Here is a 26,633-nt window from a genome sequence, read left to right on the forward strand (position 1 = left end):
GTTTCTTCCGAGGAAAGTCCTGGGGGGCATCATGGGTATTTAATTCTGGTAGGATAACGCCCGCTTATTTAAAGTACACAAGGCCATGAATAAACCGAGATTAGTGTTGTTTTATTTACTATTGGTAGCTATTCCCGCCGTACCAACGGCTATGGCTGCCGAGATTGGCCAACAGGCGCCTAACTGCTTATTGAAGCCCTTTGAGAAAGAAGATCAGGTGTTTCTTCAGCAATGGCAAGGAAAGGTGGTTTATGTGGATTTTTGGGCTTCTTGGTGCCCGCCTTGCCTTAAATCTTTTCCCTTTTTAAATGATCTGCATCAGCGTTTTAGCGATCAAGGGCTACATATTGTGGGCATCAATGTGGACGAGAAGTTAAGTGACGCCCAAGACTTTTTAGCGAGAGTGCCCGCTCACTTTGATGTTGTGGTTGATCCAGATCAGCAGTGTGCCCGGTCATTTGATATTCAAGCAATGCCTTCTTCTTTCTTGATTGACCAAAAGGGCGTGATTCGCCATACCCACTTAGGATTTCGCTCGGGGGATACGCAAGAGCTAGAGGCGTGGACGCAAAAACTTTTACAAGAAAAAACGGCTAATCCTTAATTTTACGCGTTGTTTACCGTTTAGTTTCCCCTCCCTTTTTTAGCATATGATTGCTTAATCAATACGCTTTGCGAAGCGCTACAACGCGCTTCGGCGTGTGTTAGATTTAAGGAGGATAGAGATATGATAAAAGATCGCCAACCTATAATAAGAAGACGAAGAAAAACAATAAACACCTTGTTATTGCTACTATTCTTTGTGCTGCTAAACCTAGCAGGTTGCGCGCCGGTAGCGCCATGGGAACGGGGTAACCTGGCTAAACCCCAGATGGTGCCGGACCCCTATCCCATGCAGAGTGGCTTGCGTTCCCATAGTTACCGGGGCCGAGAAGCAGCTATCGGCGGCGATTCTGCGGAAGGGGGAGGATGTGGCTGCTATTAAGCCAAAGCCTAACGCATCTTCTCCCAAGTGCCGGGCCAGCTCTTCATTATTGGCATTAACTTCTGCCGCGCTGGCCCTGCCCGGCTTGATGCCCTTACCGTCCCACGCCGCCTTCGAGGGGGGGGAATTCGATTTCCAATATGGCCGTTATCAAGAAGGTGGCGGCACTAAGAGTCAATTCCGAGATAAGGATAATGACATTCAGGTGGATAGTCTGCAGGCTTCTGGAGAAATCGACCTTTCTGATCGTTTGACTTTCCGCGCTAATTTTATTCAGGACACCTGGGTGGGGGCGACCCCCATTACCACGGCTCCCGCAGCAGCTATCAGATTTAACCCCAATGCCCAAACCGGGGCCTCAGCTTTTACTGATCTCAAAGGGGGTATTGTGGATTATGACACCCGTACCGGGGAAGGGCAGGCAACTATTCCGAATACCTTTGACACGGTAACCACCAATGAAACGGTGCATGTAATGGCTGAAGCCTCACCGGAAACCCGCAAGCAGGGAGATTTCCGGATGGGCTATGAATGGGATGAAGCGGCGCTGAATCTGGGGGGCGGTATTTCCTTGGAGGATGATTATGATTCCCGCTATGTTAGCCTAGGAGGCCGCTGGGATTTCAACCAGAAACTCACCACCCTGACAGGAGGCGTGAGCTATACGGATAGCACTATCGATGTCCGCCGTTTCCGCTTCAGGGCCACTTCGGTTCCGGTTGATGCGGAAGGTGGGATAAACCCGGATTTTCCCGACTGGTCGGTGCGGCTCCATGATGGGCGGACGGATATCGGAGCGAGTCTGGGCCTGACTCAAGTGCTGGATAAAAACTCGACCTTCCGAGCTAGTTTTGGTTATAACCACAATTCAGGTTTTCTCTCCAACCCGTATAAGGAAGTCACTTTTTTAACCCCCCTGGATACCCCAGGGAAAGCATGGCTATTCACCCGTTACGACAAACGCCCTGAAGAGCGGAATCAGTTCACCTGGAGCGCGGGCTATACTCGTTATCTTGCGAGGCTGGATGCTGGTTTGCATTTCAATTACAATTTTTTTCATGATGACTGGGGGATCAACGCCCATACCTTTGACGCTTCCTGGGGGCAGCCTGTGGGAGGAGGGTGGATCATTACCCCCCGGGTCAGATATTACAGTCAAGGTGCCGCAGACTTCTATAGTCCCTTCTTTATTGCCAGCCAGGAGCCCCTTTCATTAGCGGAGATTTTACCTAATCAGAGCCAACTGCCTACCCCGGAGCATTTCTCCAGTGATCATAGACTATCTGCTTTTGGGGCCCTGAGCGGTGGGGTGACAGTGAGCAAACAGTTTGCCAAAGGGGTCACTTTGGAGGCAGGATTTGAATATTATACCCACGCTGGTTCTCTGAAGCTGGGAGGAGGAGGGACCGGTGATTTTGCCGATTTCAATTATTTTCTGGCTAACGCACTGCTGAAGGTGGATTTATCCGCTCTCACTTATTCTGGGGGGGGGCATGATCATGCCGGTGGACATAACGGGCACAGCGATTTTGCCCCTGCCGGGGTAATGTTTAGCCATATGCTGGGGACAGCCGGCGAATTCATGGTGGGATACCGCTATCAGTATAGCCGCGAAGGCGGCGATATGCTCCATGGCACCCAGGCCATTGATGATCTTACTATTGTCAATAACGCCTGCCGCGATCGACCCTGTCAGCTAACCTCGGCGGTCATGAATATGCATATGCATATGCTTAATCTTATGTATGCGCCCACCGATTGGCTGAATCTGATGCTAATGCCCATGTTTATGGATATGAATATGGATTTGCGGAAGCTTGAAGGGGCGCCGCCTATTGATCCCGAGGCCGTGGGCGGACACTTCCATGCGGCGGATAGCGGAGGACACGAGACCGGCGGTGTGGGCGATACCCAGCTATTCGCGCTGGTCAAATTGTTTGCGTCGCCTCAACATCATCTCCATTTGGGTTTAGGCGTCAGCGCGCCGACAGGGGATGTGGGTATTGAGGTTGAAGGTCAAGAGGTTAATGAGAGCAGCCCGGATTTTGGCAAACCCTTATTCATTCACTATGGGATGCAGTTGGGAAGCGGTACCTGGGATTTCTTGCCTAACCTGACTTATACGGGTTCGATGGATCGCTGGTCTTGGGGTGGCCAACTGAGTGGTACCGTTCGCCTGGAAAGCGAAAACTCTTCCGGTTTTGCCTTTGGTGATATTTTTCAGGCCACTGCTTGGGGAGGCTATAGCCTATTCAAATGGCTGTCCGCCTCGGTTCGGGGCATTTATACTACCCAGGGAACGATTAGGAACCAATTCAACGGGCCGGACCCCCAGTCGGCGCCGGTGGACTTTCCAGAGAACTATGGTGGGCATTTCTGGGATGTGGGTTTTGGCCTCAATGCTTCTACCTTAGGTGGCGGTCTGAAAGGCAATCGGCTAAGTATCGAATGGGTGCAGCCGGTCAGGAACGATGTCAATGGCTTTCAGCTGGAGCGGGAAGGGTCGCTTTTTGTCACTTGGGGTTTAGGATTTTAATCGAGTATAGGGTATTTCTCTAGCCTAGGGTTTGGGTTTTCCGGTGGATAAGCTTTTTTTAGGGTTAAGAGAGTAGCATGAAGCTTTACCGGGAAGCCTTCAAGGCGATGGGTACGCCCTGTGAAATTCAGCTCTATGCCAAGACTAAGGTTCAAGCTCAACGGGCCGCGGGACTTATTATCGCCGATGTGCGCCGGTTGGAAGCTCGCTATTCCCGCTACCGCACTGATAGTTTTCTCTCCGATATCAACCGGGTGGCCATGGCGGGTGGGCGTATTTCGGTAGACAAAGAAACAGAAGGATTGCTCAATTATGCAGCTACCTGTTATGGGCAAAGTAAAGGATTATTTGATATTACTTCCGGTATTTTACGGCGCGCTTGGGATTTTAAATCAGGCGAGCTGCCGAGCAGGGTGCAAGTACAGGAACTGCTGGACAAAATTGGCTGGGAAAAACTGCGCTGGGCGCCGCCGGTATTAGAATTTCCCATAGCTGGAATGGAGATTGACTTTGGAGGTATCGTCAAGGAATATGCCGCCGACCGGGCGGCTTCGCTGAGCTTACAGGCAGGAGTTCGGCGAGGCCTAGTAAACTTAGGCGGTGATATCAAAGTGATTGGTCCTCGCCCGGACGGTGAGCCTTGGCGGATTGGTATCCGCCATCCTGGACATAAAGAAGCCGCGATGGGAATGCTGCTGCTACATAAAGGCGCGATTGCTAGTAGTGGTGACTATGAGCGCTGCATTGTATTAGATGGCGTTCGTTACGGCCATGTCCTCAATCCTCAGACGGGTTGGCCGGTACGGCACTTGGCATCGGTGACCGTAATCAGTGATTTATGTGTGGTAGCAGGAAGCGCTTCTACTATTGCCATGCTAAAAGAGGCTAATGGTTCAGCCTGGTTGCAGAATTTGGGATTACCTCATTTCTGGGTGAACATGGAAGGTGAAACCGGTGGTTCCCTAGAGGAAGGCTCCATTGAAGCTGTTGCTATGGTTCAAAACAGCGAGCGCCAGGCGGCAATCACGGTACTCAACGAATATTAACAAAGGCGCCACGCCTTGCTGTGATTTTCATGAAAACCGAATGCCGCTGCTTGTCCACTCAAATCTATCCTGTACATGCAAGGATAAAGAAAATATGAATGACCTCTCCCTAAATTTCCCGGGACGAGCGGGACTCTACTTTATCGTCTTTTTGACTGGCGCCGCAGTCATGATCATAGAAATTTTGGGAACTCGGATGATTGCCCCTTTCTATGGGGCGAGCCTTTACGTTTGGTCATCCCTGATCTCGGTCACTATGATAGCGCTGGCCTTGGGTTATTTTATCGGGGGCCGCTGGGCTGATCGGGCCGAACGGACCGGCCTGTCATTGATCATTGCACTCGCAGCCTTACTCACTCTTCTTATTCCCTGGTTAACTCGTCCAGTGTTGCTGGCGACCGATCCGTTGGGCCTGCGGGCAGGGGCTTTGGTGAGTGCGCTGGTGCTGTTTTCGCCAAGCTTGACCTTTCTGGGAATGGTGGGGCCTTTCGCTGTTAAGTTATCCACTGCAAATCTGGCGGGGGTTGGCGCCAGCGCCGGTTCGATTTATGGGATAAGCACCCTTGGCAGTGTCGTGGGAACGTTACTCCTGGGATTCTATTTATTTCCTATTGTAGGTTCCCGCGAGATTTTTATTGTGCTTGGCCTTGTCCTGTTCCTATTGGCCATAGCCGTAGCCTTTTATGAGAGAAAACGCCTGAGGTTTACCTCGGCCCTACTGCCCATTGACTTCTTGGCAGCGATAGGAATTGGGCTATTACCACAAATTGCCGGTGCAAATCGCACGGACTCCAATAAGGAGTCTTTTCAAGTCCAATTCGAGCGGGAAAGCTTATATGGTTGGGTACGGGTTATTGATCAACCGGCGCGGGATCTCCGCCTGCTCACCGCTGATGCTTCTACCATTGGAGCGGCCAGCATTACCCATGGTCAAAACCGGCTTGCCTACCAAAATATCGTACCGCTCATTCCGGCTTTAGCACCTCCTATGAAGCGCGCTTTGCTGATTGGCCAGGGTGCCGGCCATATGGCTATGGCTTTGGAAGATCGCTATGGGATTGTCATGGATACGCTGGAGATAGACCCGGCCGTTGCGGAGGCGGCAATCCGTTATTTTGGCTTTAGTCCCACTGGTAAGGCCATAATTGGAGATGCCCGTTATGAAATTCGGCGTTTAAAAGGTCCTTATGATTTAATTATCCATGATTGTTTTACCGGGGGTGCGGAGCCTGTCCATTTACTGACTATTGAAACTTTGACACGGCTACGCTCCCTGCTTTCCGAGCAGGGCATACTCGCCCTTAATTTCGTATCTTTCTCGGAGAACGGGAAAAATACTGCATTGGCCTCTATCGCCAAGACCCTGGCGCACGCTTTTCCCCATCAAATGGTTTTTGCTTCCGAGCCCGGCAAGGATTTTAACGATTTCATTTTCCTTGCCGCTAATCGCCCTATTGATTTGGATGTCAATACACTCACGCTTGAGAAAATTTCTTGGTTAAAACAACGCCTTATGATAGTGGATAAAACCCAAGGAATCCTGTTAACGGATAATTTTAATCCACTTGAGCATTTGCAGGTACGTAAAGCAAAACACTATAGAAATATTTTAGTCAATTGGTTAGGCACGGATATTTTAGTGCGGTGAAGTCATCGTCTGGATTCTCCATTTCTCCCATCGCGGCACTCAAGGAATTCATCAAAACCCGTGAATTGATTGCCCAGCTTGTTTGGAGCGAAGTGGTAGGGCGTTACCGGGGTTCCTTTGCGGGATTCTTGTGGTCTTTTCTTAATCCTTTATTCTCCCTGGCAATGTATACTTTTGTCTTTGGGGTGGTTTTTAAGGCACGCTGGGGATTGTCGGCAGAAAATACTTTTGATTTTTCCATGGTGTTATTTACGGGTTTAATTGTTCATGGGTTAGTGTCTGAAACTATCAATCGAGCGCCCTATTTAATTCTTAGTAATCCCAGTTATGTTAAGCAAGTTGTGTTTCCCCTGGAGGTATTGCCGGTCGTCGCTTTGGGGTCGAGTTTATTTCATGCCGCGATTAGTTTTTTATTGTTAATTGTTATTTGGAGCATCGCCCATGGGAGCATAGCATTAGCCGTTGCTTTTATTCCCTTGCTAATATTGCCCTTGAGTTTAATTACTGTTGGAGTGAGTTGGTTTATGGCAGCGGCTACTGTGTATTTTCGGGATCTGGGTCAACTGGTGACTTTTATCAGCAGTGGGCTGCTCTTTTTCTCGCCAATTTTTTACCCTGTAAGCTCAGTTCCAGAATCTTTTCGGATCTTTTTAGAACTTAATCCGCTTACTTATATCATTGAACAGGTACGTGCCACGCTTATTAGTGGAGAAATTCCAGAGCTAAAGGGTTATGTAGTCTATTTTTTAGTTTCTGCTATCGTTGCCTGGGCGGGTTATGCCTGGTTCCAGAAAACACGCGCCGGTTTTGCCGATGTAATATAATGTTAACTTCCATGGGAGAAACCGATCCGGAAATTTTGATTAATGTGGATAATGTTAGCAAGTGCTATCATTTATACCACCGCCCTCAGGATCGACTGTGGCAGTCTTTTTTTCGAGGGCGTAAAAAATTTCACCGTGAATTTTGGGCATTACTCAATATTTCCTTGCAGGTCCGGCGGCATGAGGCTGTAGCTATCATCGGGCGCAATGGCGCGGGAAAAAGCACCTTGCTACAGATCATTGCCGGCACTTTAGCGCCTACCTCAGGAAAAATCGCTGTTCAAGGCAGAGTTGCGGCCTTGCTCCAATTGGGAAGCGGTTTTAACCCTGAATTCACGGGGCGGGAAAATGTGTTTCTAAACGGCGCTATCCTTGGGTTTAGCCGCGCTGAAATTAGCTGCCGCTTTGAAGCAATAACAGCCTTTGCGGAGATCGGTAATTTTATTGATCAACCGGTTAAAACCTATTCTTCCGGGATGATCATGCGGCTTGCTTTCGCTGTTTCTACTTGTCTTGAACCGGAAGTGCTGATCATCGATGAGGCTTTAGCGGTAGGGGACGCAGCATTCCAATTTAAATGCAGGGATCGGCTTCAGGGTCTGATTACTCAAGGAACTACATTATTACTGGTTTCCCATGATATGAGCGCTGTTAAATCGTTTTGTCATCGTGCAGTCTATATTGAAGATGGCCAAAAAAAGGCGGAGGGTGAACCGGAACACATCTCTGAGCGTTATTTTATGGATGTGCGTGCCCGGCAGATGAGTCGCGTACAACAAGAAAAAAAAGGCAGGGATACCATCGTCTGTGAAAAGTCCCATGGTTATGGCACTAGTGAAGGAGAAATTGAGTCCGCTGTTTTTGTAGCAACAAGAGGAAGTGCCGCTCTTTTTAATTATGGTGATACTATTGAATTAAAGGTTACCTGCCAGTTTGCGTCTCACATAGAGTTTCCATGCCTATCGGTAGTACTCCAGGCAACTAATCTAGTGGGTATAGGTGGGCGCTGGTTCCGTATTAACCCGCTTTCTTCGGAATTCGATGCTGCTGCTATTACTTTAAAAATAAAGTTTCCCGCAAAATTTAATGATGGAAAATATTTTATTACCCTAAGATTGGAAGATCGTAAAGATCAGAAACAATATTTTATTTTACATAAAATTCCAGGCGCATTAACATTTGATATTTTGCCGCGTACTAATAACGATTTATTAGGGTTTAATGATATAAAACTTACCTGTGAGCAGTAAGAAATGATTATTTCTCACAAATATCAATTTATTTTTATAAAGAACGGAAAAACAGCAGGAACAAGTATTGAAGTATTCCTTTCCAAGTTTTGCGGTTCTTTTGATATCGTTACCCCCATTTATCCCGCGGTGGAATCCCATTTTCCTCGTAATTACGCGGGTTTTTATAACCGCATGACGAGCGCGGAGATTCGGGAGAAAATAGGTAAGAAAACCTGGAAAAATTATTTTAAATTTTGTGTAGAGCGTAACCCTTGGGATAAAGCTATCTCCTATTATTATATGGCTAAATGCAGAACTGGTGGGAATCTCTCTCTTGACAAATTTCTCGATGGCTGTGAATTTCCCATCAATTTTCCCCGCTATACAGAACCAGGAAATAGTTCAAAAATTATTGTAGATAAAATTATTGACTTTAATAACCTTATTGAAGGCTTAGGAGAAGTTTTCGGAAGGTTAGGATTACCTTTTGATGGTTCGCTTGGGGTTTATGCTAAATCAGAATATCGGACTGATCGACGGCCTTATCAAGAAGTTTTGACGGCTTCCCAGGCACGTAAAATTCAAGAGATCTTTGCGGTGGAGATTGATTTGCATGGTTATCATTTTCAGAAAGTAAAATTAATCGCATGATAGGAATACGTCACCAATTCATTTTTGTGCATATTCCAAAGACCGCTGGCAATGCCATGCAGAATATTCTAAGCACCTACTCGGAAGATACTATCGTTGTCAGCGGCAATAAGGATGGTGTTCATCGATTTGGATTATATAGTCTCTACGGCACCACTAAGCACTCGACTTTGACTGATTATTTTTTTGCACTAGGGCCAGAATCATTTTGGCCAAAACGAAAATTTACCTGTGTCCGTAATCCTTGGGATCGTGCTATCTCTTTTTATTTTTCACCACATAATAAAAATTATTCCTGGAATAGAAATAAATTTATCCGCATGTTGGATAAAATTTATCCAATGACTACTTTTTTGCGCCTACCTGCCCATGTGGCGAGTACAAAACCTGATCAAAACATTGATCTTATTATCCGCTACGAAGATTTACACAAAGGTTTTTCTAAGTTATGCGATATCCTAGGGATTTCAAGGAGAAGTCTTCCTGTTCTCAATAAGGGGAATCGGAAGTCCTATTTTGAATATTACGATTCCGATCTTATCCAAATAGTAGCGGAGCGTTTCCGGGAAGATATTGAGAATTTTGGCTATGAATTCGATTCCCCTAAGCGCTATTAAGAATGAAGATCGTCATCGTGCATATTCCTAAGGCGGCGGGTACTTCACTCAAGGAAGCTATTTCCGCTAAAGTAGGTATCGATAATATTCATTTTGATTATGATCGCCCCCTCGCCAGGGGTGATTTATCAAGGAATGCTCGTTGCTTGGCCTCAAGTATTACCGTTAAGCCGAGAGAAGAATCAATTATTTTCGGTCATTTCCTAGTGGGAAAATATGCTAGATTTAACGGCTGTTATTTTAGGCGCCGTAAAAAAATATTTTACGTGACTTTTCTCAGAGAACCTTTACAAAGAGCAATATCGCATTTTTTTTTCTGGAAAAGAACGGCTGTTCAAGGACATCGGGTTTGGGAGCGTTTTACTCAAGAGAATTGGAGCTTAGAAAGATTCCTGCTATCTAGGGAACATACTAATTTCCAGGCCAAATTCCTTTGGCGATTTCCGTTGAATCAGTTTGACTTTATCGGTTTAACAGAATATTTCCATGATAGCGTAGAAATGCTGGGACGCGTTTCTCCACTGCTAAGCGGCTTGCCAATAAAAACAGAAAACGGTAATCCAAAAAATTCTATTGGAGCGAGTTATAGCATTGATTCCTGTCTGGCATCCGAGTTTATGCGCCGCAATGAATTGGATTACGATTTATATAATCAAGGAGTTAAACGTTTTCTTATACAAAAACACAAACTTTTAAAGGCAAAGGGATGACTATGACGGACAGCTCATCGGTCGTATTTTTGCTAGGAGTGCCCCGTTCAGGTACAACTTTACTTTCTTGGTTGCTTAATCAGCACCGGAGTATTTACTGCCCGCCGGAGCCGTGGCTGCTGCTGGGACTAGAATCGCTTGGACAGGTTCCTGCTGATCACGTTGCCGATCCGCCTCTTTTGTCTAGCGCGGTTGCTGAGTTTTTAGGAGCTAGACGATTACAGAGTCTCAAGCGGGCAGCCTTATCTATTTATCAGCACGCCTTGGAGGAAGCGGGAAAATCTGTTTTTATTGATAAAACCCCTCGTAACTATCATGCCCTTGATTTTGTGCAGGAGTTTCTGCCGGAAGGAAAAATTATTTTTCTCGTACGCAATCCCCTTGATGTGGCGGCTTCTTTTAAAACTTCTTGGTCGGTGGAACTTCCAAAAATTATCTCTAATCAGGAAGATACTCCTTTTATTTTTGACTATATTCTAGGTTTTAATAGACTGCTGGATTTTGAAGAAAATTATCCCGTGCTTAGAGTTCGTTATGAGGACTTGGTTGTTGATCCTGATGAACAAATGGTGCGTATCTTTAAGTATCTAAAACTCCCACCGCAAGCAATTAATAAGGATTTGGACATTCAAAAAACCTCCTATGCCAGGAGTTCTCTCGGCGATAAGAGAATTCTTGCGACGCCCTCTATTCATACGCGATCTATTGATGCTTATAAGGGTGTTTTCAAAAAAGGGGAAATTCAAACTCTTTTGAATTCCTTGGGAGAAAAATCTTTTTTTAAATTAGGTTATGCCCAACAATATGCTGATGCCTGTGCAGAATTCGAAATAATGCCTTGTCACGAGATCTCTTCACGGCTGCTAAAAACAGCGGAAGGATACGTGCAACGACGCCAGAGGCGTTGTTCTGACCTCCAGTCACGAGGTATTTTCGAGCAAAAAATAGAATATTTAAGTCAACAAATTGAATGCTTGAAGCAACAAAATGAAATTGCCCAGAAGCGCAATCAGGATATTAGTAATGAATTAAAATCCGCTCAGAGGCAAAATAGCACGCTTAATAAGCAGTTAATTCTATCGAGAACAGAAAAGGAAGAATTTAAGAAGCAATTCCATTCGTTGCAAAATATGGGTTTGAAAGCGCGTTTACATGGGGATCTTGGATATATTAAAAAACGCTTAAAACAGAAAATCAAAGATGGCCTTTGGCACGTAGTACAAGGGCCGCCCGCACCGCCATTACCAAGAATAACGATAGTTACGCCGGTGCTTAATGGCGCTCAATTTATTGAAGCGACGCTGCGCTCGGTGCTGGTACAAGAATATCCCGCACTGGAATTTATCATCGTTGATGGTGGTTCCACTGATGATACCTTGTCTATTATAGATAGCGTTCAAAATAGTTCTGATTTTAAGGATAGAATTAGTTGTGTCATATCAGAGCCTGATGGCGGCATGTATGATGCTATCGCTAAGGGCTTCTCGCGGGCAACGGGTGAAATACTGGGATACCTAAATGCTGATGATTTACTTGAAGGCGGGGCCTTAGCTGCTGTTGGCAGTTATTTCTCCCGCCATCCGAAAGTAGCCGTAATCTACCATGAGGACACTGTTTTGGTGAACGGGTGGAAATATCCCAACGTTCGGCAGCCAAAGGGGATAAATACGGTTGATCTGCTTAATAAGCATATTTTATTTCAGGACGGTGTTTTTTTTAGGCGGGAAGCTTACCAAACCATTGGTGGTTTACGGCGTGATTTAAAATTAGCGGGAGATTATGATCTCTGGTTGCGTTTATCGGCTCGTTTTAAATTTATCCGTAGGTCAGGGCATGTTAGTTGTTTCCGTATTCGCCGGGGGCAATTTAGCGAAAATATGGAAGCTTATAATGAAGAAATGGAACGTGCGCGCCATGATTTTTTATCCCAAGCTTCCCGCTTGCAAATACTTCGCTGGGAAATTCAAAAGAAATATCTTTTTTTCAGTAAATCTATAGAAAAAATTTCGAGGCGCCACCGCTTATTTTTCCCCCTCGATTTTAGCAATTTGCCGCCACCGCCTGTTAGTTTGTCTGGAACGGAGTATGGACAGGCATTAAGCCCCATTGATGGCAAGTTGGCAGAGCGGTTCTTGTTTAGTACTCCAGATACTCGCTTTGGCGATAAGATGATCAATTATATCTACCTGGATACCCGTCATCTCATTGCGATTACTTATCCGCCTATCCAGCCTGCTGAACTTGACAGATTGTATAAGCGCCATTATTCTGCGCCGCCCTCATCGATCAATAACCCAGAGAGTCCTTCGCCCTATCGTCAGTTCGAGGGTAAACGCCCCTGGGAGAAATTGCTTCTGAGGCTACCCGTGGAGCGGTGGCTTTCGTATTTTTTTTCCAAAGATCTCTGGCTAGATAATACCCTGAATGAGTTGAGTAATACGCTTCAATCTTCACAAATTAATATTCACAGCCCACTTCGAGTACTTGATACTGGTTGTTTTGAGGGCCATTTACTCGATGGCATTGCCGCCCGGAAATCCTGGCGAGGTTATGGCCTGGAACCCAATATCCAAGCGGTGGAAATTGCTCGTGGTAAGGGGCATTGTGTTTGGCAAGGACGTGCTGAAGATGCTGTTGAGATTATTCCATATTCCTATCAGTTCGATGTCATTTTCATGGGGCAAAGTATTGAGCATACAGATGATCCGGTGCGGGTCCTGCGCCGTCTTCGTCTGCTACTTGCCCCTGGTGGCGTTCTGGTCGTGAGTACGCCTAATTTGGATTCCCGGCAAATTACCTGGTTTGGCCCAACTTGGGCTCATTGGCATGCACCCTATCATCGCTATATTTTTTCGAGGAAGGGTTTATTCGCCCTAGCCAGACAAACAGGTTTGCATCCTGTTTGTTTCAAAACCTTCTCCCATTGTTACTGGACTGCCATGTCACTAATGCAGAATTTTATCGGGCTTGGAGGTAGCGTATCCCATACAGTCGATTTTGATCATCCCCTGCGTTTACGGGCGCAAAGAATTAATTTTTGGCAGCAGTTTTTTTGGAATCGTATAGGCAAAGGGGATTATTGCTTCTTTGTGATGAGGGATGAGGAAAGTGGCTAATTTGAAACTTCCAACTATTAGTATTGTAACGCCGTCCCTCAATCAGGGAGAGTATGTGGAGTGGACGGTGCGATCGGTGTTTGAGCAACGTTATCCAAACCTGGAGTATATCTTTATGGATGGTGGCTCTACTGATCAGACGCTAGATCGTATTGCCTCCTACCGTAATCGTTTTTTACATTTTGAGTCGGGGCCTGATGGAGGGCAGAGTGCAGCTATTGCTAAGGGATTTAGCATTGCCACTGGGGAGATTATGGCCTATTTAAATAGCGATGATGTGCTACTGCCCGGTACGCTTAATTTTGTGGCCGATTATTTCCATCGTCATCCTGAAGTAGATTTTCTTTATGGCCATCGTTGCATTGTTAACGAAATAAATCAAGTTATAGGACACTGGATTCTGCCTCGGCATAGCAGTTTTTTAATGCGGCGTTGGGATCTTATCCCGCAGGAATCTTGTTTCTGGCGTCGTCGCCTGTTTGAACAAAAAGGGAATATCGATGCCAGTTTCCAATTTGCTATGGATTATGATTTGTTCGTACGCTATATGGACGTTGGTAATTTCAAGCGGGTAAACCGATTTCTTTCGGCCTTTCGAGTGCATAAAGATGCTAAAACCACAACCCAGCTGACGACTACCGGTTGGGCGGAAATAGAACGTGTACAACGGTCCAATCAGATGCGGTTTCCACCTTTGCTAGGTAAGCTTTTCCCTCTTTCGGTACAATTACGTTCCCTCCTTTTTATTCGAAGAGGAGAGTGCTTTCCGGGGCTTCCTCCAGGGTCGAATTTTAACTTAAACATCCTATGGGGAGATTAAGTAGATTTTGAGATAAGCTTTTCGGTAAAAAAATGAACCCATTCTTGGGAAATTTATACCGGCTTTACAGTTTGCTATAGGATGGCAAAGTCGCCGATATTTTTTTATATTTGAACTTAAAATGCTATTTTTTTGCTAGAAATAGATGGTAGTTCTAATCTTCATGTGAATTAATGTATGGATAAGGAGAAAAAAATATACGTTGCTGGGCACCGGGGTATGGTAGGGTCCGCCATTGTTAGAAATCTTGAAGAAAGAGGATATATTAATATTATTACCCGCACCCGCCAGGAACTTGATTTGCGCGATCAAAAGAAGGTATTTTCCTTCCTTGAGGGAGCACGGCCTGATTACCTATTTATCGCTGCGGCAAAAGTGGGTGGAATTTATGCCAATAATACCTACCGTGCCCAATTTATCTATGAAAATCTTGTTATTCAGTCTAATCTTATCCATGGAGCCTATTTAGCCGGCGTTAAACGTCTGTGTTTTCTAGGATCAAGCTGCATTTATCCAAAAAAATGTCCTCAGCCAATACGAGAGGACTATCTCCTGACAGGACCGCTAGAACCTACCAATGAGCCTTATGCTATTGCCAAGATTGCGGGCGTTAAAATGTGTGAGAGCTATAATCAGCAATATGGAACCCGCTATATTTCGGTGATGCCCACTAATTTGTATGGACCCCATGACAACTATGACCTTAATAACAGCCATGTATTACCTGCTTTGATCCGCAAGGCCCATGAAGCTAACTTAAGAGGTGATGAAAAATGGGTTGTATGGGGAACGGGGACTCCAAGGCGGGAATTTCTTTATGTAGACGATATGGCGAATGCCTGTATTCTTTTAATGGAAAAAGATATTCCTGGCGGTTTATTTAATGTGGGCACAGGTGTTGATGTGACGATCAAAGAATTAGCTGAGATGATCATGGGTGTGGTGGGGTTTCAGGGAAGCATCGTTTTCGATTCGTCCAAGCCTGATGGTACCCTACGCAAATTATTGGATGTCAGCAGAATACAGGAATTAGGCTGGCGTCCACAGATAGACTTGCGTGAGGGAATAAACAAAGCTTACCGGGATTTTCTAAATCGTGTTGCTGCCTAAATGACCACGGTAAAGCCGTTAGTTACGGTGGTGGTCCCTTCCTACAACCAAGGCTGTTATCTCGAGCAAGCATTGGCTTCCGTGTTTGGGCAGCAATTGCCTGTCGAAGTATTTGTGATGGATGGCGGCTCCAAGGACAGCTCGCTTGCGATTATCCACGAATGGGAGCATCGTTTATCTGGTTGGCGCAGTCATCCTGATCAAGGACAGGCCGCAGCTATCAATGAGGGAATCGGGTGGGGAGAGGCGCCTTTTGTGTGTTGGTTAAATAGCGATGATTGGCTACTGCCGGCAGGACTCACCTATTTATACCAAGCCTTGCAGCAATCTTTAGAAGCACCTGCAGCTTATGGGCGCTCATGGAATTTTATTGAGAAAACCGGGAATCGACGGGCCGTCTGGGTAGAACCTTTTAACGAACGCCGTCTGGCGTTACGTTGTATTATTTCGCAACCTGCAACGTTGATTAGGCGCTCTGCCTGGGAAGTCATGGGGGGGCTGAATGAAAATCTTCACATGGCCATGGACTATGATTTATGGTGGCGTCTATTTAAAAGATTCGGCCGGTTACATTTTGTAGACAAATTCGTTGCGGTGAATCGGGATCATATGGCTACCAAAACAAAAAACCAACGCCGTTTACACTACCAGGAAGCTATCAGGACTGTCCGCCAACATTATGGGCGCGTTCCTTTGAAATGGTGGCTCGCCCAACCCTATGCGATCTGGTTTAAAGCGTTACATAGATAGCCTTAAGCGAGCTTGAAGATTTCGTTCCTATGGCATCTTTCTTCCGTGGTGAATGGTTTTTTCATATTAAGCCTATCTAGCTTTATCCCCTTAGTAAGTGCTTTTTGAAAAATATGCTAACGAAACCGGCTTGCAGGTATTTTTTATAAGGCGCATTTTAAGCGAGCTTATATGCGGGTTTTACATTTTTATAGAACCTATTTCCCCGATACGATGGGGGGAGTTGAACAAGTAATTTACCAAATTGCTCGTGGTACTTCTGCTTATGGCGTTGAAACGGAAATTCTCACCCTAAGCAAAACCAAATCTGAGGAAAATTTATTTATTGATAATCATCTTGTTCATCGAGCACGGCTTGATTTTCAAATCGCATCAACGGGTTTTTCGTTATCGGCCCTACTGCGGTTTATTCAATTAGCCAAGCAAGTAGATCTGATTCATTATCATTTTCCGTGGCCATTTATGGATATGGTGCATTTCTCCTCGTTGGTTAAAAAACCATCTGTAGTAACTTATCATTCTGATATTATCCGGCAGAAATTTCTCTTCAATTTTTACCGGCCACTCATGCACTGTTTTTTGAATCATGTTGATCGCATTGTAGCGACCTCTCCCAATTATTTCGCCACTAGCCAGGTACTAGATCAGTATCGGGCTAAAACCGAGGTGATTCCCATCGGCCTGGATAAAGCTTCTTATCCTAAAATAAGACCGGAATTACTACAATACTGGCGAACTCGGGTGGGTAATCGTTTTTTCCTATTTGTTGGCATGATTCGTTATTATAAAGGTTTACATATTCTTCTGGATGCTGTTAAGGGTACTGATTTTCCTTTGGTTATTTTAGGTTCTGGGCCTGTTGAAAAAGAACTGAGAAGGCATGCGCAACGTCTAGATCTAAAAAATATTCATTTTTTGGGAGCGTTATCCGATGAGGACAAAGTAGCGCTGATCGATTTGAGTCTGGCCATTGTGTTTCCTTCCCATCTTCGTTCTGAGGCTTTCGGTATCTCTTTGCTGGAAGGCGCTATGTTTGGAAAACCGATGATATCCAGTGAGATTGGCACGGGCACCAGCTATGTCAATATTCACAATGAGACGGGTCTGGTCGTTCCTCCCAGCAATCCCGGCTCATTTAGAGAAGCCATGATTTTTTTTTGGAATCATCCCAAAGCTGCGGCAGAAATGGGTAAAAATGCCGAGGCTCGCTACTGGCGGCAGTTTACTTCGGCGCATATGGCCGTAAGGTATGTGGATCTCTATCAGCGCTTGCTTGAAAAATCCGCCGGTAGTTTTAAAGTACCTCAATAAGGTCCGAAGTAACAAAAAAGAAGTATTCGGGTATCTCCCGCTTATTTTCAAAAAACGGAGACTAAGTAATTTTATAACCCGCGGTTTCAAGTAGTAATTTGCAGTTCTATTATGCAGCGAGTAAATCTATTTGCTGCCCTTATGATGGTTTACTGGCGCTTGCCTGACCCTCATAGATCGTGGGTGGTGATTCATTTTCCCAGTAAAAGCCTTGAGGTATTGGAATAAGGGGGTGGTATTTTGCAAACCTGTTTTTCTCCTTAAAAATAGTTTGGCGCACTTTACCTGGGCCGCCCCCCGGGGTGTTTTATGCCCCTTTGGCTTCACAACCATCCCCTCGCTCCTAAATTTACCTGTTTTTGTTAGGTCGAGTTATCACGAACGCTATCTCTAGGCCGTTCTCCCACTAATTGTATTTATTATCCAAAATCGTCTGTTAACTAATAACTATACAAACTGTGTTTTCTGGTCTATAGCTTATAAATATTGGAGTTTATTATAAGATTAACAAAAAATAATAAATAATGAGATCGGGAAATTAGAAGAATTAATCAAATAAATTCAAGTGATTATCTAATGATAGATAGCCCTAGGCATGGGCGCACTAGTAACCATGAAAAGTGAAGGGAGTTACCAAGCGACAGGCTGAGACTAATGGGTGGTATAAAGCCAATCCGGTAACGAATAAAAATTGTGTTTCACTCCAGCGGCGTAGGTGTTGACGCGCTGTGGATTTGGCTAAGAACTGAAGCTAGCAATGGATCTATAGGTTAAGTTTTGCTATGCCCCAAATTTTTTCTTCTCGTTTCGTCCTCTTTCTTAAGCTCGCTATTGTGGGTATGGTTTTGTTTCTTTTGGGGGCGGTAGTGCTTTGGCGCATTGTGACTAGTCCCCTGGCTTCCGTGGGTGCGGCCATCGAGCAGCCCGTTCCGTTCAGCCATAAGCACCATGTTAGCGATGATGGCATTGATTGCCGCTACTGCCATACCTCTGTGGAAAAATCTTCTTTTGCGGGAATCCCTTCAACAGAAATCTGTATGACCTGTCATTCGCAACTCTTTACGGATGCGGAAGTGCTGGCTCCGGTGAGAGCCAGTTTCCGGGCGAAAAAACCGTTGCGGTGGAAACGCGTCAATGATTTGCCTGATTTTGTTTATTTTAATCACAGCATTCATATTCATAAGGGGATTGGCTGTGTTTCCTGTCATGGGCCAGTGGATGAAATGCCACTTACCTGGCGGGCAAAGCCTTTAACCATGCAGTGGTGTTTAAATTGTCATCGGGCGCCAGAACGTTTTGTGCGGCCCCGCGAGTATGTCTTCGACATGAATTGGAAGCCGAAAGAAGAGCAATTGGTGCTAGGGAAGCGGTTAGTAGAAAAATATAATATTCAAAGCAAAACTGATTGTTCGACGTGTCACCGCTGAGCATAAGGGGGGGTGTTATGGCAGGATCGAGTATAAAACCTTTGGATTTAGCGCCCATTCGGGCCCGCCTTGCCGAGGCGCAAGGGCGTGCTTTCTGGAAAAGCTTGGAGGAGCTGGCGGGCAGTGAAGAATTCGAACGTTTTCTATACCAGGAATTCCCCTTTTTTCGCGAGCTGAGTCAGGCTTCGCTCAGCCGGCGGGACTTTATGCGGCTAATGGGAGCTTCTTTAGCTCTCGCCGGCCTAAGTGCATGCAGCACCCCGCCACCGGAGGAAATCCTTCCTTACATACGGGCGCCGGAAGGTTTAGTGCCAGGTGAGTCGCTGTTTTTTGCCACGGCCATGCCTCTGGATGGCTTTGCAACCGGCGTGTTGGTGGAAAGCCGGATGGGTCGCCCCACCAAGGTGGAAGGTAATCCCCTGCATCCAGCGAGTTTGGGGGGGACGGATATTTTTGCCCAGGCTTCCGTGCTGCAATTATGGGATCCCGACCGAGCTCAGGTGATAAGTCACCGGGGAGAAATTAGCACTTGGCAGACTTTTTTAGCTGCAATGGGTGAGAAGATGAGGACCTTTGAGGGCAACCAAGGCAAGGGGCTCTACCTATTAACGCCAACCGTAAGCTCACCAACGTTAATTTCCCAGTTACGGACGTTAGGCAAACGCTTTCCCCATGCCCATTGGCATCAATATCAACCGATTAACCAAGATAATAGCTATGAAGGGGCTCGTTTGGCCTTTGGTGAGTCCCTTGAGACCCGTTATCACCTGGAGCGGGCTGAGGTAATTTTGTCTCTTGATGGGGACTTCCTTGGCTCGCTGCCAGGACATTTGCGCTATGCCCGCGATTTTGCCAAGAAGCGGCGGGTGGATTCGGCACAAAGCACCATGAACCGCTTGTATGTAGCTGAGAGTTCACCCACTATAACCGGGACGATGGCGGATCATGGGGTTTCCCTGCGCGCTAGCCAAATAGAAGTATTAGCCTTGCAGTTGGCCCGCGCACTAGGCATTGGCGTGCCCAGGAGGGAAGAGACGGCTTCCGATTTGCCTGAACAATGGGTGCGGGCCGTGGCCGAGGATTTACGCCAGCACCGCGGGACTTCCTTGGTGATAACGGGAGAAAAACAGCCTCCCTTTGTTCATGGGTTGGTCCATGCCGTGAATCAAGCCTTGGGGAATGTGGGAACGACGCTTACTTACAGTGCGCCAAGAGCCTTCAATCCACGAAACCAAAATGAATCCCTGAACCATCTGGTGGCTCAGATGGACGCAGGCAAAGTGGATACGCTCATCATGCTAGGAGGCAACCCCGCCTATAACGCGCCGGCCGATCTGGCCTTCTCCAAGCAGCTCGCTAAGGTGAAATCATCGATTTATCTCGGGCTATATGAGGATGAAACCGCCGCTCATAGTCACTGGCATATCCCCGAAACTCATTACCTGGAGAGGTGGGGGGATGCCCGTGCCTACGAGGGCACGGTAAGTTTATTGCAGCCCTTGATTGCACCCCTTTATCAGGGCAAATCAGATTATGAATTGTTGGCGGTGTTGCTTGGCCAAACCGACCGGAGCGATTATGACTGGGTGCGTGGATACTGGCAAAAGCAGTGGCCGAAGTCGGATTTCAAAAGCATCTGGAACCAGGCATTGCAGGCAGGTTTTATCGAAGGGACAGCATTAAGATCGAAATCCGTAAAACTGCGTGATGATTGGGTTGCCCATTTATCGAGGGGACAGTCTAAGAGCAAGGAAACTTCAGGCATGGAAATTATCTTCATGCCTGATCCAACGATTTGGGATGGGCAATTTACCAACAATGGTTGGCTGCAAGAATTGCCTAAGCCGCTCACCAAGCTTACTTGGGATAACGCCGCCTTAATTAGCCCCCGGACGGCTGAGAATTTGGGACTTGCCAATGAAGAAGTCGTGGCGCTTCGCTACCAGGAACGCCAGGTTCAAGCGCCTATCTGGATTATGCCCGGGCACCCAGAGGGTGCGGTTACGGTGACGTTAGGCTATGGCCGCGCTAAAACCGGACAGGTGGGAGCGGGAACAGGTTTTAATGCCTACGCGCTGCGCTCCTCCAGGGCGCCTTGGTTTGGGTGGGGATTGGAAATTGTCAAAACTGGCAAGCACCATTCTTTGGCCACGACCCAGCACCATCATAGCATGGAGGGGCGGGATATCGTCCGAACGGCGACCCTCTCTGAGTTTCGAGAGAACCCCCATTTCGCCCAGCAGGAATTACCTTCTAAAAGTCTTTATCCTCAGTTCAACTATTCAGGTTATGCCTGGGGCATGACGATTAATCAAAGTACCTGCATCGGCTGCAGCGCCTGTGTTGTGGCGTGCCAAGCAGAAAACAATATCCCCGTGGTGGGGAAGGAGCAGGTCAGTTTAGGGCGGGAGATGCATTGGCTGCGCATTGATCGCTACTACAGTGGAGGCTTGGATGATCCGCGGACTTATTTTCAGCCAGTGCTCTGTATGCATTGTGAAAACGCGCCTTGTGAGCTGGTTTGTCCCACGGCAGCGACGGTGCATGATTCAGAAGGACTTAATCTTCAGGTTTACAATCGTTGTATTGGTACCCGTTTTTGCTCTAACAATTGCCCTTATAAGGTTAGGCGATTTAATTTTTTGGAATATGCTAAGGAAACACCGTCTCTAGTAGCCCAAAAAAATCCTGAAGTCACCGTGCGAATGCGGGGAGTGATGGAAAAATGCAGCTATTGCATACAGCGCATTAGCAATGCTCGTATTCAAGCGGAGCTAGAAGAACGGCGTATTCAAGATGGGGAAGTATTAACTGCCTGCCAGGCAGCATGCCCCACCGAGGCCATTGTCTTTGGTGATTTAAACGATCCGGAAAGCCAGGTTGGCCAAGTAAAGGCATCACCGCTTAATTATGCGCTCCTGGGCGAACTTAACACCCGCCCCCGGACTACCTATCTTGCAAAATTAACTAATCCGAATCCTAAGCTCAAAGAAGAATAGCAATGTCATCCAGATATCCTAGTAATGTGGGCAGCACTCTTGACAAAAAGCCTCCTCCGGGCGCCGTTGTGACAGATAAGGTCAGTGGCCTGGTGTTGGCTCCTCATAGGCGTTGGTGGTGGCTGGGTGCTTTTGGATTTTCCGCGCTGCTGTCGTTGTTGTTTTTTTCTGCCATTGGTTACCTGTTAGTGACGGGCGTTGGTATTTGGGGGATTAATATTCCCGTGGCCTGGGCGTTTGCGATCACCAATTATGTATGGTGGATCGGAATTGGCATGGCCGGAACTTTTATTTCGGCTGCTCTGTTGCTAACACGCCAAAAGTGGCGGGCCTCGATTAATCGTTCCGCGGAGACAATGACCGTTTTCGCAGTCTCTATTTCTGGCTTATTTCCCATCCTTCACTTGGGGCGTCCATGGTTTTTTTATTGGTTAGCGCCTTATCCCGATATTATGAATGTATGGCCCCAGTGGCGCAGCGTCCTGGTGTGGGATTTCTTCGCTATCCTGGCGTATCTGGTTGTATCGCTGCTGTTCTGGTATACCGGGATGGTGCCCGATTTCGCTGTGATTCGCGATCGGGCGCGCAAGCGTTCCCAACAGATATTTTATGGCCTCTTGGCCCTTGGCTGGCGTGGCGAAGCGAGACATTGGCGGCGTCTCGAAACGGCCACCCTCCTGCTGGCCGGCATGGCGGTTCCCCTAGTATTTTCCGTTCACAGTATGGTGGGGCTTGATTTCGCGGAAGGAATAGTTCCTGGCTGGCATTCCACGATTTTCCCCCCCTTCTTTGTCGCCGGCGCCTTGTTTTCAGGTTTTGCCATGGTGTTGATGCTTGTCGTTCCGCTGCGATCCGTTTTTGGCCTGCACGCGTTTATTACCTCGCAGCATCTAAATAACATGGCCAAATTATTATTGGCTACCAGCCTTATTGTTACCTATAGTTACATTATGGAGGTTTTTATAGCTTGGTATAGTGCCGACCCTTATGAGATTGCCATGACCCAGAATCGAATGAGTGGAGCCTATGCCCCTGTTTATTGGGCAACGATATTTTGTAACGTTCTGGTGCCCCAGATTCTTTGGTTTAAGCGAATCCGTCTTAATCCTATTGCCTTGTTTGTGGTGGGAACCGTGGTATTCATAGGCATGTGGTTAGAACGCCTCATGCTGATTGTCACAAGTTTGTATCGTGATTTTTTGCCCTCCGCCTGGGGAATGTTTTATCCGACTGTCTGGGATTGGATCTTTCTTTTTGCCCCAATAGGCTTTTTTGCCATGCTTTTCCTGTTATTTATTCGTTTTGCACCGGTTACTTCCATGTTCGAAATCCGAAAGCTACGCTCAGAAGTGAAGAATCATGAATAAAATAGCTATTAAAAATTACGGCCTTATGGCTGAATTTGAAACGCCGGAACTGCTCGTGCAGGCGGTGAGAGAAAGCCGCCTAAATGGCTACCAGGCAGTTGAAGCCTATACGCCTTTCCCTGTCGAAGGATTAGATGAAGCCCTGGGACTTCGTCGCGATTCATTGCCTTTTTTTGCCTTGGTAGGCGGTTGTATAGGGGCCGTTAGTATTTACTTTGTGGAATATTATTCCGCAACCATTGACTACCCTATTAATAGCGGTGGCCGTCCTTATCATAGCTGGCCTGCTTTTATTCCCCCCGCTGTGGAAATGGCTATCCTGGGCGCTGCTTTAGCGGTGGTGCTTGGCATGTTGATATTAAATAGATTGCCTAAATTACGTCATCCTATTTTTGGTGTATCCCAGTTTGATATGGCGGAGCGTGATCGCTTTTTTCTGTGCATTAGCGCTCATGATCCGCTATTTGATGAAAACCGGGCGCAGCGTTTTCTTGAGAGCCTGGAACCGGCAGGTATCCATAAGGTCAAGGGATAATGTGCAGAGAGGGAAGTTTTTGGAATAGGTTATAAGGGGCACAGTGAGAGGGTGGATATATTATGCGCCTGAACAGAAATCAGGTTTTAAGTTTAATGGCCACTGCCATGCTTATTTTTTTATCTTCAGGCTGTGAGAATGTGATGCAAAATATGTACGATCAGCCGAAGTATAAACCACTCTCAAAAAGTAACTTATTTTCGGATGATCAATCCGCCAGGCCCCTGGTGGAGGAGACCGTGATGTTTTCTGCGGGTAGTTTCGCGGGTTCTTCTAGTGGACGGGAAGGAAAAAAAGCAGCGTTCTATTTACCAAAAGGAAAAATTCCTAGCGATAAAATCCCTTTTCCTATTACTGCTAAGCTTTTAAAGCGAGGTCAAGAGCGTTTCAATATTTATTGCGCCCCTTGTCATGGTCAAACAGGTTATGGAGACGGTATGATCGTCCACCGTGGGTTTCCTTCTCCCCCTTCTTATCATTCCACTCGTTTGCGTGATGCGCCGGACTCCCATTTCTATAACGTAATAACGCAAGGTTTTGGCCGGATGTTTTCCTATGCTACACGTGTTGAACCCCAAGATCGCTGGGCTATTGTGGCGTACATTCGAGCCCTGCAATTAAGCCAGAATACAACTCTACACAATATTCCAGAGGAAACTGTCCGGCGCCAATTGGGAAAGAAAAATGATAACCAGACAGAATGAACCTTCCTTACCGTTAATATCCCGAGTTCAAAGATTTTCCTTGCTTGTTGGAATAATAGGGCTAATGCTTTCCGGGGTTGGCGCCTATTTTCAGTATCAGCAATTCCTGGTTTCTTATTTGTTCGCTTACATTTTTTGGATCGGTATCTCCTTGGGCAGCCTGGCGATCCTTATGATTCATTATTTAACTGGCGGGACTTGGGGATTGCTTATTCGTCGCCCTTTGGAGGCGGCAACCTGGGCGCTACCGCTTATGGTGGTTCTTTTTATTCCTTTGGCTGTGGGATTATCTGAAGTTTATGCTTGGGCGCGGCCTGAGGAAATAGCTAATAATTCTTTGTTGCAGAAAAAAAATTGGTATTTAAATATCCCTTTTTTTCTTGTTAGGTCCACTACCTATTTTATTATTTGGCTGGGTATTGCCTACTGTCTGAGCAGCTGGTCTAGAAAACAAGATAAGAATCCAAAAACAGGAATTGTGTTAGGCCTCCAGCGATTGAGTGGAGGCGGATTAATTTTATTATCTTTAAGTGTAACTTTTGCCGCTATCGACTGGGTGATGTCTTTGGTTCCGGAGTGGACTTCAACGATTTTCGGTTTTATTTTTGGAATTAGCCAAATGTTGGCTGCTATGACTTTCGCGGTGATTATTGCTGGTTATCTGTCCAACATTAAAATATTATCAGAAACTTTTTCGCCTGCTATTTTTCATGATTTTGGTAATATTTTACTGATGTTTATTCTGCTATGGGTTTATTTATTTTATATGGAATATTTGATTGTCTGGTCTGGAAATTTACCCCGTGAAATTTCCTGGTATGTCCCCCGCGTGGAAAGCAGTTGGCGGTGGGTAAGCATGTTGCTCATTGTATTTTACTTTATTATACCCTTTGTGGCACTCCTGTTTCGTTCTTTAAAAAGAACAAGAAGTACCCTGGTGGGGATCGCCGCTATTATTTTTCTCTCCAGTTTAGTGAATTCTTTTTGGCTAGTTGTGCCCTCCCTGCGTATTGAAGGCTTTGAACTTTATTGGACGGATCTAGTGGTTCCCATTGGAATGGGCGGGTTTTGGCTAGCCGTCGTACTTTGGCGGCTGCAAAATGTCTATTCCCTACCTGCTCGGATACCTGTAGAGGAAGCAATGGAGCATGGCAGATAACCTATCGGGCCAGGAGCGCTACCGGCATGAAACCACGGATGTGCAGAACTATACCATTGTGTGGCTAGGACTGGTTATCCTTTTGGCCATCGTTTTGGGTGGATTCTTCGTATTTGGCTTAATTCATCTATATGAGAACAACCAGCAAGAGATTGAGTCAACCCCACCAAAAAAAGAAGATATCATGGAACGAGTTCCTTCAGCACCTTATTTAGAGGCAAGTTCTGGCGCAGGGTTGGCTGAGTTGCAAGAGAAAAATGAGGATTTATTACATAGTTACGGTTGGGTGGATAAAAAACGGGGTATCTTTCATATCCCTATCAAATATGCCATGGAATTATTAGTAGAAAAGAATTCGCAAACTCAAGAAGATATGGCTCACAGTAAAAAGCAAGTATCCCATCCCTAGATGAACTAATTTCTATAGACTTGGAGACTTTAATGATGGAAGGTTTTGGTTCATTTCTGGGAGAAGCATCCAGTTTATCGCGCCATTTCGACACTCTTTTTCTAGCATTATTTATCCTCTGCAGTCTTGTTACCATCATCATTACTTTCTTGATTATTTTCTTTGCTGTTAAGTATCGGCGTGGTGCTAAAGTAAACCGGTTTACAGTACGCAAATCCACCGCCATTGAGTTTGTTTGGACTCTCATCCCTTTTGGTCTTTTTTTGGCTATTTTTGTATGGGCTGCCTATTTTTATACGGAACTTTTATTTCCGCCAGATGATGAGATGGTGGATCTAGATATTGCCGTGGTGGGTAAGCAGTGGATGTGGAAGCTGCAGCACCCCAATGGGAAAAGAGAGATTAATAAATTACATGTGCCATTGGGTAAAAATATCCGGCTAACCATGGTTTCACAGGATGTTATTCATAGTTTTTTTATCCCTGCATTCCGCATTAAGCATGATGTATTGCCGGGACGTTATAGTACAATTTGGTTTCGTCCCATCAAGCTTGGCGAATACCATCTTTTTTGTGCTGAGTATTGTGGGACGGATCATTCCCGTATGCGCGGTAAAGTAGTTGTCATGGAGCCCTCAGATTATGCACAATGGTTACAACAAAAATAGTGGTTATAA

Annotated in this window: 23 protein-coding genes; all 23 read left to right on the forward strand. The window is 46.1% G+C overall.

Going from position 1 to position 26,633, the window contains the following annotated elements; genetic code table 11:
- Positions 1–85 precede the first annotated feature (85 nt).
- The 23 genes from NOC_RS06675 to coxB all read left to right on the forward strand — a co-directional run bounded on the left by NOC_RS06675 (position 86) and on the right by coxB (position 26,624).
- Positions 86–604: a TlpA family protein disulfide reductase gene (locus NOC_RS06675; protein ID WP_002811294.1), complete on the forward strand. Its 519-nt coding sequence runs from the start codon at positions 86–88 to the stop codon at positions 602–604.
- A 123-nt stretch (positions 605–727) separates the two neighbouring features.
- Positions 728–985 (forward strand): DUF4266 domain-containing protein, encoded by a 258-nt coding sequence (locus NOC_RS06680; protein ID WP_036497278.1) that lies wholly within the window; start codon positions 728–730, stop codon positions 983–985.
- A complete protein-coding gene (locus NOC_RS06685) occupies positions 972–3,521 on the forward strand; it encodes a DUF3570 domain-containing protein (RefSeq protein WP_244860086.1) in 2,550 nt (849 codons plus the stop codon). Before NOC_RS06680 ends, NOC_RS06685 begins: the two co-directional genes overlap by 14 nt.
- A gap of 77 nt (positions 3,522–3,598) precedes the next feature.
- On the forward strand, positions 3,599–4,567 hold the full coding sequence (locus tag NOC_RS06690; RefSeq protein ID WP_002808983.1) for an FAD:protein FMN transferase: 969 nt from the start codon (positions 3,599–3,601) through the stop codon (positions 4,565–4,567).
- 94 nt (positions 4,568–4,661) lie between these two features.
- Positions 4,662–6,215 carry a fused MFS/spermidine synthase gene (locus tag NOC_RS06695; RefSeq protein WP_011330593.1) on the forward strand — a complete coding sequence of 518 codons (1,554 nt, stop codon included), beginning with the start codon at positions 4,662–4,664 and terminating at the stop codon, positions 6,213–6,215.
- Complete coding sequence (locus NOC_RS06700) at positions 6,212–7,039, forward strand: ABC transporter permease (protein WP_002810569.1); 828 nt, start codon at positions 6,212–6,214, stop codon at positions 7,037–7,039. Before NOC_RS06695 ends, NOC_RS06700 begins: the two co-directional genes overlap by 4 nt.
- On the forward strand, positions 7,039–8,289 hold the full coding sequence (locus NOC_RS06705; protein ID WP_002808763.1) for an ABC transporter ATP-binding protein: 1,251 nt from the start codon (positions 7,039–7,041) through the stop codon (positions 8,287–8,289). The genes NOC_RS06700 and NOC_RS06705 overlap by 1 nt, the downstream gene beginning before the upstream one ends.
- 3 nt (positions 8,290–8,292) lie before the next feature.
- The gene (locus NOC_RS06710; protein WP_002808703.1) at positions 8,293–8,922 is read left to right on the forward strand and encodes a sulfotransferase family 2 domain-containing protein; all 630 of its coding nucleotides are present in this window, start codon (positions 8,293–8,295) and stop codon (positions 8,920–8,922) included.
- Positions 8,919–9,539, forward strand: a complete 621-nt coding sequence (locus NOC_RS06715) for a sulfotransferase family 2 domain-containing protein (RefSeq protein WP_011330594.1) — start codon at positions 8,919–8,921, stop codon at positions 9,537–9,539. The genes NOC_RS06710 and NOC_RS06715 overlap by 4 nt, the downstream gene beginning before the upstream one ends.
- A gap of 2 nt (positions 9,540–9,541) precedes the next feature.
- Positions 9,542–10,249, forward strand: coding sequence for a sulfotransferase family 2 domain-containing protein (locus NOC_RS06720; RefSeq protein ID WP_002811428.1), 708 nt, complete (start codon positions 9,542–9,544; stop codon positions 10,247–10,249).
- Between the two features lie 2 nt (positions 10,250–10,251).
- Positions 10,252–13,365: a sulfotransferase gene (locus tag NOC_RS06725; protein WP_011330595.1), complete on the forward strand. Its 3,114-nt coding sequence runs from the start codon at positions 10,252–10,254 to the stop codon at positions 13,363–13,365.
- Positions 13,358–14,185: a glycosyltransferase family 2 protein gene (locus tag NOC_RS06730; RefSeq protein ID WP_244860088.1), complete on the forward strand. Its 828-nt coding sequence runs from the start codon at positions 13,358–13,360 to the stop codon at positions 14,183–14,185. Before NOC_RS06725 ends, NOC_RS06730 begins: the two co-directional genes overlap by 8 nt.
- Positions 14,186–14,362: 177 nt before the next feature.
- Entirely contained in the window at positions 14,363–15,295 is a 933-nt protein-coding gene (locus NOC_RS06735; RefSeq protein ID WP_002809612.1) for a GDP-L-fucose synthase family protein, read from the forward strand.
- Positions 15,296–16,045, forward strand: a complete 750-nt coding sequence (locus NOC_RS06740; protein WP_011330596.1) for a glycosyltransferase family 2 protein — start codon at positions 15,296–15,298, stop codon at positions 16,043–16,045.
- A gap of 171 nt (positions 16,046–16,216) precedes the next feature.
- The gene (locus tag NOC_RS06745; RefSeq protein ID WP_002809756.1) at positions 16,217–17,356 is read left to right on the forward strand and encodes a glycosyltransferase family 4 protein; all 1,140 of its coding nucleotides are present in this window, start codon (positions 16,217–16,219) and stop codon (positions 17,354–17,356) included.
- A gap of 782 nt (positions 17,357–18,138) precedes the next feature.
- Positions 18,139–18,783, forward strand: a complete 645-nt coding sequence (locus NOC_RS06755) for a cytochrome c3 family protein (protein WP_002809529.1) — start codon at positions 18,139–18,141, stop codon at positions 18,781–18,783.
- 17 nt (positions 18,784–18,800) lie between these two features.
- Positions 18,801–21,782 carry a TAT-variant-translocated molybdopterin oxidoreductase gene (locus NOC_RS06760; protein WP_011330597.1) on the forward strand — a complete coding sequence of 994 codons (2,982 nt, stop codon included), beginning with the start codon at positions 18,801–18,803 and terminating at the stop codon, positions 21,780–21,782.
- A gap of 2 nt (positions 21,783–21,784) precedes the next feature.
- Complete coding sequence (gene nrfD, locus NOC_RS06765) at positions 21,785–23,149, forward strand: NrfD/PsrC family molybdoenzyme membrane anchor subunit (RefSeq protein ID WP_011330598.1); 1,365 nt, start codon at positions 21,785–21,787, stop codon at positions 23,147–23,149.
- A complete protein-coding gene (locus NOC_RS06770) occupies positions 23,142–23,684 on the forward strand; it encodes a DUF3341 domain-containing protein (RefSeq protein ID WP_002808945.1) in 543 nt (180 codons plus the stop codon). The genes nrfD and NOC_RS06770 overlap by 8 nt, the downstream gene beginning before the upstream one ends.
- A gap of 62 nt (positions 23,685–23,746) precedes the next feature.
- On the forward strand, positions 23,747–24,388 hold the full coding sequence (locus NOC_RS06775) for a c-type cytochrome (RefSeq protein WP_002810275.1): 642 nt from the start codon (positions 23,747–23,749) through the stop codon (positions 24,386–24,388).
- On the forward strand, positions 24,369–25,547 hold the full coding sequence (locus NOC_RS06780) for a hypothetical protein (RefSeq protein WP_011330599.1): 1,179 nt from the start codon (positions 24,369–24,371) through the stop codon (positions 25,545–25,547). The genes NOC_RS06775 and NOC_RS06780 overlap by 20 nt, the downstream gene beginning before the upstream one ends.
- Positions 25,537–25,956, forward strand: coding sequence for a hypothetical protein (locus NOC_RS06785; RefSeq protein ID WP_011330600.1), 420 nt, complete (start codon positions 25,537–25,539; stop codon positions 25,954–25,956). Before NOC_RS06780 ends, NOC_RS06785 begins: the two co-directional genes overlap by 11 nt.
- A 32-nt stretch (positions 25,957–25,988) precedes the next feature.
- On the forward strand, positions 25,989–26,624 hold the full coding sequence (gene coxB, locus NOC_RS06790) for a cytochrome c oxidase subunit II (protein WP_002808862.1): 636 nt from the start codon (positions 25,989–25,991) through the stop codon (positions 26,622–26,624).
- Positions 26,625–26,633: the final 9 nt, after the last annotated feature.

Source organism: Nitrosococcus oceani ATCC 19707, from assembly GCF_000012805.1.
GTDB classification, from domain to species: Bacteria; Pseudomonadota; Gammaproteobacteria; order Nitrosococcales; family Nitrosococcaceae; genus Nitrosococcus; species Nitrosococcus oceani.

Excerpts from the sequence above, each read along its gene's own strand:
- NOC_RS06675 (WP_002811294.1), top strand. The coding sequence starts at position 86 with ATGAATAAACCGAGATTAGTGTTGTTTTATTTACTATTGGTAGCTATT.
- NOC_RS06680 (WP_036497278.1), top strand. The coding sequence starts at position 728 with ATGATAAAAGATCGCCAACCTATAATAAGAAGACGAAGAAAAACAATA.
- NOC_RS06690 (WP_002808983.1), top strand. The coding sequence starts at position 3,599 with ATGAAGCTTTACCGGGAAGCCTTCAAGGCGATGGGTACGCCCTGTGAA.
- NOC_RS06695 (WP_011330593.1), top strand. The coding sequence starts at position 4,662 with ATGAATGACCTCTCCCTAAATTTCCCGGGACGAGCGGGACTCTACTTT.
- NOC_RS06705 (WP_002808763.1), top strand. The coding sequence starts at position 7,039 with ATGTTAACTTCCATGGGAGAAACCGATCCGGAAATTTTGATTAATGTG.
- NOC_RS06710 (WP_002808703.1), top strand. The coding sequence starts at position 8,293 with ATGATTATTTCTCACAAATATCAATTTATTTTTATAAAGAACGGAAAA.
- NOC_RS06715 (WP_011330594.1), top strand. The coding sequence starts at position 8,919 with ATGATAGGAATACGTCACCAATTCATTTTTGTGCATATTCCAAAGACC.
- NOC_RS06720 (WP_002811428.1), top strand. The coding sequence starts at position 9,542 with ATGAAGATCGTCATCGTGCATATTCCTAAGGCGGCGGGTACTTCACTC.
- NOC_RS06725 (WP_011330595.1), top strand. The coding sequence starts at position 10,252 with ATGACGGACAGCTCATCGGTCGTATTTTTGCTAGGAGTGCCCCGTTCA.
- NOC_RS06735 (WP_002809612.1), top strand. The coding sequence starts at position 14,363 with ATGGATAAGGAGAAAAAAATATACGTTGCTGGGCACCGGGGTATGGTA.
- NOC_RS06740 (WP_011330596.1), top strand. The coding sequence starts at position 15,296 with ATGACCACGGTAAAGCCGTTAGTTACGGTGGTGGTCCCTTCCTACAAC.
- NOC_RS06745 (WP_002809756.1), top strand. The coding sequence starts at position 16,217 with ATGCGGGTTTTACATTTTTATAGAACCTATTTCCCCGATACGATGGGG.
- NOC_RS06755 (WP_002809529.1), top strand. The coding sequence starts at position 18,139 with ATGCCCCAAATTTTTTCTTCTCGTTTCGTCCTCTTTCTTAAGCTCGCT.
- NOC_RS06760 (WP_011330597.1), top strand. The coding sequence starts at position 18,801 with ATGGCAGGATCGAGTATAAAACCTTTGGATTTAGCGCCCATTCGGGCC.
- nrfD (WP_011330598.1), top strand. The coding sequence starts at position 21,785 with ATGTCATCCAGATATCCTAGTAATGTGGGCAGCACTCTTGACAAAAAG.
- NOC_RS06770 (WP_002808945.1), top strand. The coding sequence starts at position 23,142 with ATGAATAAAATAGCTATTAAAAATTACGGCCTTATGGCTGAATTTGAA.
- NOC_RS06775 (WP_002810275.1), top strand. The coding sequence starts at position 23,747 with ATGCGCCTGAACAGAAATCAGGTTTTAAGTTTAATGGCCACTGCCATG.
- NOC_RS06780 (WP_011330599.1), top strand. The coding sequence starts at position 24,369 with ATGATAACCAGACAGAATGAACCTTCCTTACCGTTAATATCCCGAGTT.
- NOC_RS06785 (WP_011330600.1), top strand. The coding sequence starts at position 25,537 with ATGGCAGATAACCTATCGGGCCAGGAGCGCTACCGGCATGAAACCACG.
- coxB (WP_002808862.1), top strand. The coding sequence starts at position 25,989 with ATGATGGAAGGTTTTGGTTCATTTCTGGGAGAAGCATCCAGTTTATCG.